Origin of the sequence: Streptomyces sp., from assembly GCF_031178505.1 — a bacterium.
In the GTDB taxonomy this organism is placed as follows: Bacteria; Actinomycetota; Actinomycetes; order Streptomycetales; family Streptomycetaceae; genus Streptomyces; species Streptomyces gulbargensis.
Map to the genome: position 1 here is coordinate 1 of NZ_JAPSIW010000139.1, position 11,756 is coordinate 11,756.

At 72.6% G+C, this 11,756-nt stretch carries 12 protein-coding genes and 2 tRNA genes; 8 read left to right on the top strand and 6 right to left on the bottom strand.

Going from position 1 to position 11,756, the window contains the following annotated elements; translation table 11 throughout:
* From RIF68_RS12615 to RIF68_RS12625, 3 genes are all read right to left on the bottom strand, one after another.
* Positions 1-1,015 (bottom strand): amidophosphoribosyltransferase (locus tag RIF68_RS12615; protein ID WP_309051297.1); only part of this gene is annotated, 1,015 nt, incomplete at its 3' end.
* A gap of 230 nt (positions 1,016-1,245) precedes the next feature.
* Positions 1,246-2,061, bottom strand: coding sequence for an META domain-containing protein (locus tag RIF68_RS12620; protein WP_309051298.1), 816 nt, complete (start codon positions 2,059-2,061; stop codon positions 1,246-1,248).
* Positions 2,062-2,115: 54 nt separating this feature from the next.
* Positions 2,116-2,904, bottom strand: coding sequence for a sterol carrier family protein (locus RIF68_RS12625; RefSeq protein ID WP_309051299.1), 789 nt, complete (start codon positions 2,902-2,904; stop codon positions 2,116-2,118).
* Positions 2,905-2,978: 74 nt separating this feature from the next.
* Here RIF68_RS12625 and RIF68_RS12630 point away from each other — a divergent pair, with 74 nt between their 5' ends.
* Positions 2,979-3,389 carry a nuclear transport factor 2 family protein gene (locus RIF68_RS12630; protein ID WP_309051300.1) on the top strand — a complete coding sequence of 137 codons (411 nt, stop codon included), beginning with the start codon at positions 2,979-2,981 and terminating at the stop codon, positions 3,387-3,389.
* 84 nt (positions 3,390-3,473) lie between these two features.
* On the opposite strand, the gene purL is transcribed toward RIF68_RS12630, so the two are convergent.
* From purL to purS, 3 genes are read right to left on the bottom strand one after another with little or no spacing between them, the layout of a single operon-like run.
* Positions 3,474-5,723, bottom strand: a complete 2,250-nt coding sequence (gene purL / locus RIF68_RS12635; protein ID WP_309051301.1) for a phosphoribosylformylglycinamidine synthase subunit PurL — start codon at positions 5,721-5,723, stop codon at positions 3,474-3,476.
* Positions 5,720-6,400, bottom strand: coding sequence for a phosphoribosylformylglycinamidine synthase subunit PurQ (purQ, locus tag RIF68_RS12640; RefSeq protein WP_309051302.1), 681 nt, complete (start codon positions 6,398-6,400; stop codon positions 5,720-5,722). The genes purL and purQ overlap by 4 nt, the downstream gene beginning before the upstream one ends.
* Complete coding sequence (gene purS, locus RIF68_RS12645) at positions 6,397-6,642, bottom strand: phosphoribosylformylglycinamidine synthase subunit PurS (RefSeq protein WP_015035032.1); 246 nt, start codon at positions 6,640-6,642, stop codon at positions 6,397-6,399. The genes purQ and purS overlap by 4 nt, the downstream gene beginning before the upstream one ends.
* A gap of 367 nt (positions 6,643-7,009) precedes the next feature.
* On the opposite strand from purS, the gene RIF68_RS12650 reads away from it, so the two are divergent.
* From RIF68_RS12650 to RIF68_RS12680, 7 genes are all read left to right on the top strand, one after another.
* Complete coding sequence (locus RIF68_RS12650; protein WP_309051303.1) at positions 7,010-7,357, top strand: Lsr2 family protein; 348 nt, start codon at positions 7,010-7,012, stop codon at positions 7,355-7,357.
* 227 nt (positions 7,358-7,584) lie between these two features.
* A tRNA-Gly gene (locus RIF68_RS12655) sits at positions 7,585-7,656 on the top strand.
* 80 nt (positions 7,657-7,736) lie between these two features.
* Positions 7,737-7,809, top strand: a tRNA-Gly gene (locus tag RIF68_RS12660).
* Positions 7,810-7,952: 143 nt separating this feature from the next.
* Positions 7,953-8,933 carry an ABC transporter ATP-binding protein gene (locus RIF68_RS12665; RefSeq protein WP_309051304.1) on the top strand — a complete coding sequence of 327 codons (981 nt, stop codon included), beginning with the start codon at positions 7,953-7,955 and terminating at the stop codon, positions 8,931-8,933.
* The gene (locus tag RIF68_RS12670; RefSeq protein WP_309051305.1) at positions 8,930-9,760 is read left to right on the top strand and encodes an ABC transporter permease; all 831 of its coding nucleotides are present in this window, start codon (positions 8,930-8,932) and stop codon (positions 9,758-9,760) included. The genes RIF68_RS12665 and RIF68_RS12670 overlap by 4 nt, the downstream gene beginning before the upstream one ends.
* Before the next feature lie 46 nt (positions 9,761-9,806).
* On the top strand, positions 9,807-11,285 hold the full coding sequence (locus tag RIF68_RS12675) for a histidine kinase (RefSeq protein ID WP_309051306.1): 1,479 nt from the start codon (positions 9,807-9,809) through the stop codon (positions 11,283-11,285).
* Positions 11,282-11,756: response regulator transcription factor (locus RIF68_RS12680; protein WP_309051307.1), on the top strand; the 475-nt coding region annotated here is incomplete at its 3' end. The genes RIF68_RS12675 and RIF68_RS12680, both read left to right, overlap by 4 nt.

An 11,756-nucleotide genomic window follows, 5' to 3' on the forward strand; every position in this document is an offset into this window, starting at 1 on the left:
CGTTCTTCACCAGGCCGGCGCCGAAGGGGATGCCGGAGGCCTCGGCGTAACCGATCGCGGCCGGGGTGCCGGACTCCGGCGTCGCTATCACCAGGTCGGCCTCGACCGGCGCCTCCTTGGCGAGGCGACGGCCCATCTCCACGCGGGAGAGGTACACGTTCCGGCCGGCGATGTCCGTGTCGGGACGGGCCAGGTAGACGTACTCGAAGACACAGCCCTTGGGCTTCGCTTCCGCGAATCGCGAGGTACGGATGCCGTTCTCGTCGATGGCGATCAGCTCGCCGGGCTCGACCTCGCGGACGAAGCTGGCGCCGCAGATGTCGAGGGCGGCGGACTCGGAGGCCACCACCCAGCCGCGCTCCAGCCGGCCGAGGACCAGCGGGCGGATGCCCTGCGGGTCACGGGCCGCGTAGAGCGTGTGCTCGTCCATGAAGACGAGGGAGAAGGCGCCCCGGACCTCGGGGAGGACCTTCGCGGCGGCCTGCTCGATGGTGAGCGGCTCGCCGTCCTCGTCCACCTGGCCCGCGAGGAGCGCGGTGACCAGGTCCGTGTCGTTGGTGGCGGCGACCTGGGTCGCGCGCCCTTCCCTCTTGGGCAGGTCGGCGACCATCTCGGCGAGCTGCGCCGTGTTCACCAGGTTGCCGTTGTGGCCGAGCGCGATCGAGCCGCGGGCGGTCGCCCGGAACGTCGGCTGCGCGTTCTCCCACACGGACGCCCCGGTGGTCGAGTAGCGGGCGTGTCCGACCGCGATGTGACCTTGGAGGGAACCGAGAGAGGTCTCGTCGAAGACCTGGGAAACGAGCCCCATGTCCTTGAAGACGAGGATCTGGGAGCCGTTGCTGACCGCGATTCCCGCGGATTCCTGGCCCCGATGCTGGAGGGCGTAGAGCCCGAAGTACGTGAGCTTTGCGACCTCTTCACCCGGAGCCCAGACACCGAAGACGCCACACGCGTCCTGGGGGCCTTTCTCGCCGGGGAGCAGGTCGTGATTGAGTCGACCGTCACCACGTGGCACGTTTCCGAGTGTAGACGGGCTCGACCACTGGTCCGAATTGGCGAAATCGCGGACCCGCCCCACTCGTACGATCACACCAATTGATCGTCGGCACCTTGGAGGGCCCTACAAGGCAGGCGGCGGAAGGGTTCCCGCCGCCCGCGCCCTCCCGGCACGGGCCCCGTACCGGCCCGTAACCCGGCTGTCGATGTGACGGAGTTCGCAATCCAGCGGCCCGTCACCGGCCCGCGCTACGCGCGTCCGGGGGTCTCGGCCCGCGCCGTGAACCCCTCCCCCGAGGCGTCCGTGAGGGTCAGCGAGCGGTGGTCCAGCCGGTAGGTGAGCGGCCCGTCGAGGAACTCGTACAGCTTCGTCTCCAGGCTCATCTGCGGACTCGTGCAGATCATGCGGGTGGTGGCCGCCGGGCCCTCGACCGTCAGGGTCCGCCCGTCGGCGCGGGCGGTGGCGGAGAAGTTGTTGCAGCCGAGGTTGCCGGTGACCCGGCCGTCCGTGCCGATCACCATCCGAGCCTTGCCCCCGCTGCCGGCGGGCAGGGAGGCGGTGGTCCCGCCGGAGACCAGCCCGTCGATCCTCCAGGTGGTGCCGCGCAGCGGCGCGGACGGCTCACGGGACAGCTCCACACCGCCGCGTCCGTCGGCGGAGGTGAGGGTGAGGGCGTCCCCGTCCAGCCGGCCGTTCAGCTTCCCGGAGAAGGCCTTGAGCAGGGCGGATTCAAAACGTTCCCGGTCGGCCGGGCAGCCCATCGCGGTGACCTCGTGCGAGGAGACGGTGAGGGTGTCGCCGTTCACGGCGACGGCGGCCCCGAAGTGGTTGCAGCCGGAGTTCCCCTTCGCCCGGCCCTTCTGGGCGAAGTCGAGCGAGGCCCCGTCCGGGGCCGCGGACCTGGTTCCGTCGACCGTGACCGACTCGATCGTCCAGTGGGTGCCGGTGACGGGCAGGTCCGGGGCGACCGTGCCCGCTCCGGGGCCCCCGTCCCCTCCTTCCGTGCCGCAGGCGGCGAGGAGGAGGACCAGGGCGGCGGCTGCGAGAGTGCGCGGCTTCTGCATGCCGGTGGGACGGGCGCCGCCCCCGGCCGGTTCCGCTCCGGCCGTTTCCGCCGGTCAGCCCATCAGGGGCAGCAGCGCGGCGAGATCGGCCCGTTCACCGCTCGCGCTCACCCGGGCCGCCTCCCGCTCCGCCGCCCACCCGGTACGGCCGGTCGCCAGCCGGATCCAGGTCAGCGGGTCCGTCTCGACCACGTTCGGCGGAGTGCCCCGGGTGTGCCGGGGCCCCTCCCCGCACTGCACCACCGCGAACGGCGGAATCCGCACCTCCACTGCCCCGCCCGGCGCCTTCACCGCGAGCGCGTCGGCCAGCAGCCGCGTGCAGGCGGCGAGGGCCTGCCGGTCGTACGGGACGGTGGCACCGGTCGCCGCCACGAGGTCGTCGGTGTGGACGACCAGTTCGACGGTCCGGGTCACCAGGAAGTCGGCCAGGGTCATGGCACCGAGGCCGACCGGGAGCAACCGGGCGTCGTCGGCGGCGGCCACCGCCTCCTCGTACGCCCGCGCCGTCCGCTCGTACAGCGCGGGCAGGTCGGAGGCGTCGATTCCCCGGGTGTGCCCGTCGATCCGCTCCGCCGCCGCCGCGGTCGCGAGGGGCCAGTCGGTCAGCGCCAGTTCCGCCGCGGCCGGGGCGGGCCGGCCGAGCAGCTCCGCCACGGAGCCGACCATCCACGCCAGGTGCGCCGCGAGGTCCCGTACGGTCCACTCCCCCAGCCGCGTGGGGCCGTCGAGCTGCTCGGGTGTGAGCGCCTCCACGGCCTCGCGCACGTGCCCGAACTGGGCGCGCACGGCGGCACGGGTCCTGGCGGAGTCATAACGGCGGGGGCGCTTCCTGGCGGGTGGCATGGGCAGAGGCTAGCGCCGAGACTGGAGGAGGGAGGCACACCCTCGCGACAGGCAGTGAAAGCAGGCGACGGGACATGACCCACCACGAGCACCCCGACGCGGCCCTGGTGCGCCGCGGCTACGAAGCGTTCACCTCGGGAGACATGGACACGCTGGGCTCCCTGATGACGGGTGACTGCACCCACCACGTGCCCGGCACCACCCGCTTCGGCGGCCACTTCAAGGGCCGGGACAACGTCCTCGGCATGTACCGGGCCCTCGGCGAGTACACCGGCGGCACGCTGCGCGTCGAACTCGGCTCCGTCCTCGTCGACGGGCGCGGCCACGCCGTGGCGACGCACCAGCTGTTCGCCGAACACGGCGACCGGGGCATCGAGATGCCGGGCGCCCTCGTCTTCACGATCATCGGCGGCAAGGTCTCCGACATCGACGAGTGCGTGGCGGACATCGAGGAACTCGACGCCTTCTACTCGCTCGACGGCTGAGCCGGGCGCGGGCCGCGCGCGGGACGCGGACGAGCCCCCGCCCGGACCGTGCGGGTCCGGACGAGGGCTCTCCCGGACGAGAGGTCAGGCCAGCAGCGCCGGGATCGTGGCCTCGTGGGCCGTGCGCAGCTCCTCCAGCGAGAGGCTGAACTCGCCCTGGACCTCGATCGTGTCACCGTCGACGACGCCGATCCGGGTCGCCGGCAGACCCCGCGCACCGCACATGTCGGTGAAGCGGAGCTCCTCGCTGCGCGGGACGGCGACGACCGCGCGGCCCGCCGACTCGGAGAAGAGGAAGGTGAAGGCGTCCAGGCCCTCGGGGACGACCAGCCGCGCGCCGTTGCCGCCGCGCAGGCAGGACTCGACGACCGCCTGGACCAGACCGCCGTCGGACAGGTCGTGGGCCGCGTCGATCATGCCGTCGCGGGAGGCCGAGATCAGGATCTCGCCGAGCAGCTTCTCCCGGTCGAGGTCCACGGCCGGCGGCAGACCGCCGAGGTGCTGGTGGATCGCCTCGGACCAGGCCGAGCCGCCGAACTCCTCCTTGGTGTCGCCCAGCAGGTAGAGGAGCTGGCCCTCTTCCGCGAAGGCGATCGGGGTGCGGCGGTTGACGTCGTCGATCACACCGAGGACGGCCACGACGGGCGTCGGGTGGATGGCCACGTCACCGGTCTGGTTGTACAGCGACACGTTGCCGCCGGTGACCGGGGTGCCGAGCGCCAGGCAGCCGTCCGCGAGACCACGGGTGGCCTCGGCGAACTGCCACATGACGGCCGGGTCCTCGGGCGAACCGAAGTTCAGGCAGTCCGAGATCGCCAGCGGCTTGGCACCGGAGGCGGCGACGTTGCGGTACGCCTCCGCCAGCGCGAGCTGCGCGCCCGTGTACGGGTCGAGCTTCGCGTACCGGCCGTTGCCGTCGGTCGCCATGGCCACGCCCAGGTTCGACTCCTCGTCGATCCGGATCATGCCCGCGTCCTCGGGCTGCGCGAGGACGGTGTTGCCCTGCACGAAGCGGTCGTACTGGTCGGTGATCCACGCCTTGGAGGCCTGGTTCGGGGAGGAGACGACCTTGAGAACCTGGTCCTTGAGCTCCTCGCCGTTCCGCGGGCGGGGCAGCTTGCCGGCGTCGTCGGCCTGGAGGGCGTCCTGCCACTCCGGGCGCGCGTACGGCCGGTGGTAGACCGGGCCCTCGTGCGCGACCGTGCGCGGCGGGACGTCGACGATCTGCTCGCCGTGCCAGAAGATCTCCAGGCGCTCGCCGTCGGTCACCTCACCGATGACGACGGCGATGACGTCCCACTTCTCGCAGATCTCCAGGAAGCGGTCGACGTGCTGCGGCTCGACGATCGCGCACATGCGCTCCTGCGACTCGCTCATGAGGATCTCCTCGGGCGAGAGCGTCGCGTCGCGCAGGTGGACCTTGTCGAGGTCGACCCGCATGCCGCCGGAACCGGCGGAGGCCAGCTCGGAGGTGGCGCAGGACAGGCCGGCGCCGCCGAGGTCCTGGATGCCGGCGACCAGCTTCTCCTTGAAGATCTCCAGGGTGCACTCGATGAGGAGCTTCTCCTGGAAGGGGTCGCCGACCTGGACGGCGGGGCGCTTGGTGGGCTTGGTGTCGTCGAAGGTCTCGGACGCGAGGACCGAGACGCCGCCGATGCCGTCGCCGCCGGTGCGGGCGCCGTAGAGGATGACCTTGTTGCCGGGGCCGGAGGCCTTGGCGAGGTGGATGTCCTCGTGCTTCATGACGCCGATGCAGCCGGCGTTGACCAGCGGGTTGCCCTGGTAGCAGGAGTCGAAGACGACCTCGCCGCCGATGTTCGGCAGGCCCAGGCAGTTGCCGTAGCCGCCGATGCCGGCGACGACGCCGGGCAGGACGCGCTTGGTGTCGGGGTGGTCGGCGGCGCCGAAGCGCAGCGGGTCGACCACGGCGACCGGGCGGGCGCCCATGGCGAGGATGTCGCGGACGATGCCGCCGACGCCGGTGGCCGCGCCCTGGTAGGGCTCGATGTACGACGGGTGGTTGTGCGACTCGACCTTGAAGGTGACCGCGTAGCCCTGGCCGACGTCGACGACGCCGGCGTTCTCGCCGATGCCGACGAGCATGGCGTCGTTCTCGGGGGCCTTCTCGCCGAACTGCTTCAGGTGGACCTTGCTGCTCTTGTACGAGCAGTGCTCGGACCACATGACGGAGTACATGGCGAGCTCGGCGCCGGTGGGACGGCGGCCCAGGATCTCGCGGATGCGCGCGTACTCGTCCTGCTTGAGGCCGAGTTCCCTCCAGGGCTGCTCGACGTCAGGCGTCTCGGTCGCGTGCGTGACGGTGTCGAGAGTCATGCGTTGACCAGCTTCTTGAGGATCGAGGTGAAGAAACCGAGCCCGTCGGTCCTGCCGGTGCCGATCAGCGGCTCCACGGCGTGCTCGGGGTGCGGCATGAGGCCGACGACGTTGCCCGCGGCGTTGGTGATGCCCGCGATGTCGCGCAGGGAGCCGTTGGGGTTCACGTCGAGGTAGCGGAAGGCCACTCGCCCCTCGGCCTCCAGCTCGTCGAGCGTGTGCTCGTCGGCGACGTACCGGCCGTCCATGTTCTTGAGCGGGACCTCGATCTCCTGGCCCTCGGTGTAGTCCGAGGTCCAGGCGGTCTCCGCGTTCTCCACCCGCAGCTTCTGGTCACGGCAGATGAAGTGGAGGTGGTTGTTGCGCAGCATGGCACCCGGCAGCAGGTGGGCCTCGGTGAGGATCTGGAAGCCGTTGCAGATGCCGAGGACGGGCATGCCCGCCTTCGCCTGCTCGATGATCGTCTCCATCACCGGCGAGAAGCGGGAGATGGCTCCGGCCCGCAGGTAGTCGCCGTAGGAGAAACCACCGGCCAGGACCACGGCGTCGACCTGCTTCAGGTCCTTGTCGCGGTGCCAGAGCGAGACGGGCTCGGCGCCCGCGAGGCGGGCGGCGCGCAGCGCGTCCTGGTCGTCGAGCGTTCCGGGGAACGTGACGACGCCGATGCGTGCGGTCACGACTCCACCTTCACGACGAAGTCTTCGATCACGGTGTTGGCAAGGAAGGTTTCGGCCATCTCATGGATGCGGGCGAGGGCGGCGTCGTCGACCGGTCCCTCCACCTCCAGCTCGAAGCGCTTCCCCTGACGGACGTCGGCGATTCCGGCGAACCCGAGGCGGGGCAGTGCACGCTGCACCGCCTGTCCCTGCGGGTCGAGGATCTCCGGCTTGAGCATGACGTCGACTACGACGCGTGCCACTGGCACTCCCGGTGGTGTGTTGCGTGGGCGGTTCCCTCAGCGTACCTGCCTCCAAATTCTACGCGGGTAGAGATCTGAAGGATCCTACAAATGGCCTCCCGCGGACGCCCGGCCGGAGGATGATCCACCCCAATGCCCCGCACACCCCGCCGCACATGAAATGCGAGTGAAATATCGCACCCCCCAATGCCCCGGGACACGCTGAGACAATTGGCAGGGCTTCACAATGCGACGCCCGTCGCTGTACAAAGGATTCCAGAGGAAAGAAACATTGTCCCTGGGCAGCCATATGCCCGGCATCGCCGCACGTCAGAGCGGAATCGAACGCCCCTGATACGCGGCGGGCCACAGGAAAGGACCGATATCCGTGGCGCAGCGTGTGGTGGTCACCCTCTCCGATGACATCGACGGCGGAGAAGCAGCGGAAACGGTCGCCTTCGGCCTCGACGGGAAGATGTACGAGATCGACCTGAATGCTGCCAATGCAAAGAAACTCCGCAAGGCCCTCGCGCCCTACCTCGCGGCCGGCCGGAAGCTGACCGGCAAGGCGGCGGCGGGCGGCGGCGCGGCCGGCGGGGCCGGGACGTACACGCACACCGCCCTCGCCCCCGACCCGGCGGCGGTCCGCGCCTGGGCCCAGGCCCACAAGATGGACGTTCCCGCCCGGGGTCGCATCCCCAAGGCCGTGTACGAGGCGTTCCGCGCGGCGGGCTGAGCGGTGCCGGGCGGCGCGTGCCCGGCCGGCCTCCGGGGTGGCGCCGGGCAGGGCGGACGGCGGACGGCCCGGCGCCGGGCGGGTGCGGACGGCGGGCGGCCCCGGGGGGCCTCAGGGGCGGCTCCGGCCTCCGCCCCGGAGCCGATTTGCATTGCACCCCCCATGATCCGCTAGAGTCTGAAGCACGCCGAGGGGCGAGGCCGAAAAGGCCGAACCCCACGCAGCGTGCGGGTGTAGTTCAGTAGTAGAACATCCCCCTTCCAGGGGGAAGGCGCAGTGTGCGATCCCTGTCACCCGCTCTGCATCGCTCGACCGACCACTCCGGTGGATGAGGTAGAGTGGTGCCCGCACCGCCCGGTGAAAGCCGGTCGGGAGCAATGCGGACGTGGCTCAGTTGGTAGAGCATCACCTTGCCAAGGTGAGGGTCGCGAGTTCGAATCTCGTCGTCCGCTCAGGGAGCGAAGGCCCCGGTTCTCAGGAACCGGGGCCTTCGTCGTTCCCTTCCCCGGCGCGTCTGCCGCCCCATGACATTTGTCAGCGGGGGTGATGACAGCGCGCACTGCCCCCATGCCCCGCCCGGCGCCAGCCTGGATCCATGACACCTGCGATCGAGGCGACCGAGCTGCGCCGCACCTACGCCGGCGGCGCGTCCGGCGGCCCCGGGGCGCGTTCCGCGACCCGTACCTCCCGGCGGTCCGGGGGCGGCTACGACGCGGTGCGCGGGATCTCCTTCAGCGTCCCGCGCGGCGAGATCTTCGCGCTCCTCGGCACCAACGGAGCCGGAAAGACCTCCACCGTCGAACTCCTGGAAGGCCTCGCCGCACCGAGCGGCGGCACGGCCCGGGTCCTCGGCCACGACCCGTACCGCGAGCGGTCCGCCGTCCGCCCCCGCATCGGCGTCATGCTCCAGGAGGGGGGTTTCCCCTCCGACCTGACCGTGGCCGAGACCGTACGGATGTGGGCCGGCTGCACCAGCGGCGCCCGCCCCGCCGGGGAGGTCCTCGCCGCCACCGGGCTCGCCGGACGGGAGCGCGTACGGGTCAAGCAGCTCTCCGGCGGTGAGCGGCGCCGGCTCGACCTGGCGCTCGCCCTCCTCGGCCGCCCCGAGGTCCTCTTCCTCGACGAGCCCACCACCGGCCTCGACGCCGAGGGCCGCCGCGACACCTGGGAACTCGTCCGCGCCCTGCGCGCGGAGGGCACGACCGTCCTCCTCACCACCCACTACCTGGAGGAGGCCGAGACGCTCGCCGACCGGCTCGCGATCATGCACCAGGGCCGGATCGTCCTCTCCGGCACCCCGGCCGAGGTCACCGCCGCCCAGCCGGCCCGGATCCGCTTCACGCTCCCCGACGGCGTCCCCGCCGGCCGGCTCCCGCTCCGGCTGCGGGCCGCCGAGACCGCCGGCCGCGTGGAGATCCGTACCCACGCCCTCCAGGACGACCTGACCGAACTCCTCGGCTGGGCCCGGGAGGAGGGCGTACGGCTCGACGGGCTCGACGCCCGGTCCGCCTCCCTCGAAGAGGCCTTCCTCGACATCGCGTCCCGCACCGAACGGCAGGAGGCCGACGCCCGATGAGCACCACCCCGCCCTCCGCGTCACCGTCCGCGGCGGTCGCGGCCCCGGCGCCCGCCGGAGGGGCCTCCACGACCCGCACCCGGCTCGCCGCCCTCGGCCGCGCCGAACTGACCCTCCTCGGGCGCAACCGGAACAACCTCTTCATCGCGGTGCTCATGCCGCTGCTCATGGTGTTCCTGCTGCGCTCCTCGCTCGGCGGCCTCGACACGGAGACCCTGCCGATGGGCACCGGGGCGGCCACCCTCATCGGCGGCACCGGCATGATCGTGCTGCTCGTCGTCTACATGGGACTCGTCTCCAGCCTGGTCGCCCGCCGGGAGGAGCTGGTCCTCAAGCGGCTGCGCACGGGTGAGGCGAGCGACGCCGAGATCCTCGCCGGGGCCGCCCTGCCCTCCGCCGCCATCGCCCTCGTGCAGTGCGCGGTCCTCACCGTCGCCGGGTTCGCCGTCCTGGACGTGGCCGCGCCCGCCCGCCCGGATCTGCTGGTCCTCGGCCTTCTCGCCGCGATCGCGCTCATGGCCGGGCTCGCCGCCGTCACCACGGCCGTCACCCGCACCGTCGAGAGCGCCGGGCTGACCACCCTGCCGCTGTTCCTGGTCTCCGCCTTCGGCTCGGGCCTCTTCGTCCCACGCGACGCGCTGCCGCCGCTCGCCGCCGACCTGTGCGGGCTGCTGCCCCTCAGCGGCGTCATGGAGTTCGTCCGCGCCGGATGGCTCGGGACGGCGCACGCGGGGAGCCTCCTGACCGCCGCCCTCAATACAGTGGCCTGGGGCGTCCTCACCGGCTGGGCGGTCCGGCAGTGGTTCCGCTGGGAGCCGCGGCGCTGAAGGAGTCGGTGAGGGCCGGTGACGCGGGGAAGGGGGGCCGGGAGGCATGTCCGGACTGACGGGGTGGTGGTCCCGGCGCAGCAGCGCGGCCAAGGTCGAGCTGTACACCCGGTGGACCTTCCACGTCTTCGCGCCGCTGGAGGTCGTCTCGCTCGGCGGCATCCCGCTGGGCCGTGACGCGCGCAGCCCGCTCGGGACGACCGGGGCCCTCGCCCTCTCCCTGGCGGTCTGTCTCCACGCCGTGCTCTGCGCGGTGCTGTCCTCCCGCGCCCTCGACCACACCACGGGCAAGCGGGAGCGGCCGGTCCGGCTCGCCCTGGTGGTGGCCTCCCTCACGGCGGGCGCCGGGGTCCTCCTCAACATCCTGTGGGCGGCCGGCGCGATGCCCGACGGGGCGGTCAACGTGAGCGTCCTGACCGGCGCCGCCGTCTTCACCGTCGGCGCCGTCGTGCTGTGCGTGGACCGGGTACGGCACATCACGGGCGCCGTGCTGGTGGCGGCGCTCGTCACCGGCGGCCCGGTGGCCGCCGCCGGCAACGGCCTTCCGGAGGCCGCCGGTTCCACCCTCGGCGTTCTCATCGGCGGCTGCTTCGTGGCCATGGCCTGCGGCTTCTCCTCCTGGCTGCTCGGGGTCGTGCAGGAGCTGGAACGCTCCAGGGACCTCAAGGCCCGGCTCGCCGTCGCCGAGGAGCGGCTGCGCTTCGGCCGGGACCTGCACGACGTCATGGGCCGCAACCTGTCGGTCATCGCCCTCAAGAGCGAACTCGCCGTCCAGCTCGCCCGGCGCGGGCGCCCCGAGGCCGTGGACCAGATGGTGGAGGTGCAGCGGATCGCGCACGAGTCGCAGCGCGAGGTCCGCGAGGTCGTCCGCGGCTACCGCGAGGCCGACCTGCGGGTCGAACTGGAGGGTGCCCGGGGCGTCCTGGGCGCCGCCGGCATCGACTGCGCGGTGGACGCCCCGCCGCTGGACCTGCCGGACGAGGTCCAGTCGGCGCTGGGGTGGGTCGTCCGGGAGAGCACGACGAACGTCCTGCGGCACGGGGACGCGCGCCGCTGCGCGATCGTGCTCCGCGCGGAGCCGGGCGCGGTGCTGCTGACGGTCGAGAACGACGGCGCGGGGGCCACGGCTCAGGGCGCCGGTGCGTCCGGGACCCCCGCGGGGTCCCGGGGGCCGGGCTCCGGTCTGGCCGGGCTGCGGGAACGCCTCGGGGCGGTGGACGGGACCCTGGCGGCCGGTCCCGCCGCTCCCCACTCCTTCCGCGTGACCGCCCGGGTGCCGCTGCCCCGCGCCGCTCGCCGTACCCCCGCGCGTACGCGGCGGGGAACGGGCGCCGCCGGGGACGGGGACCTTCCCGCCGCGGACGGCCCGGTGGCCGGCGGCCCCGCCGCAGACCGCGCGACGAGCCCGGCCGGTCGCGGCCCCGCGCGGGACCTCGCCCAGGATCCGGTGCCCGGCCGCCCCGCCGGGGACGACCTCGGCGGCCCCGCGCGTGAACCCGTCCGGAAAGAGGAGGTTGTCCCGTGACCGACCCCGTGCGCGTGCTGCTCGCCGATGACGAGCACCTCATCCGGGGCGCGCTCGCCGCCCTGCTCGGCCTCGAGGACGATCTCGTCGTCGTCGCCGAGGCCGCGACCGGGCCCGAGGCTCTGGCCATGGCCCGGGCGCACCGGCCCGACGTCGCCGTTCTCGATCTGCAGATGCCCGGGGCGGACGGTGTGACGGTTGCCACATCGATCCGGGAGGAACTCCCCGCCTGCCGCACCATGATCGTGACCGGTCACGGCCGGCCCGGACACCTGAAGAGGGCGCTCGCGGCGGGTGTCCGCGGCTTCGTCCCGAAGACGGTCAGCGCCCAGCGGCTCGCGGAGCTCATCCGTACCGTCCACGCCGGAAACCGTTACGTGGACCCGGAGTTGGCGGCCGACGCCATCGCCGCCGGGGACTCCCCGCTGACCGCGCGGGAGGCCGAGGTCCTGGAGTGCGCCGCCGACGGGG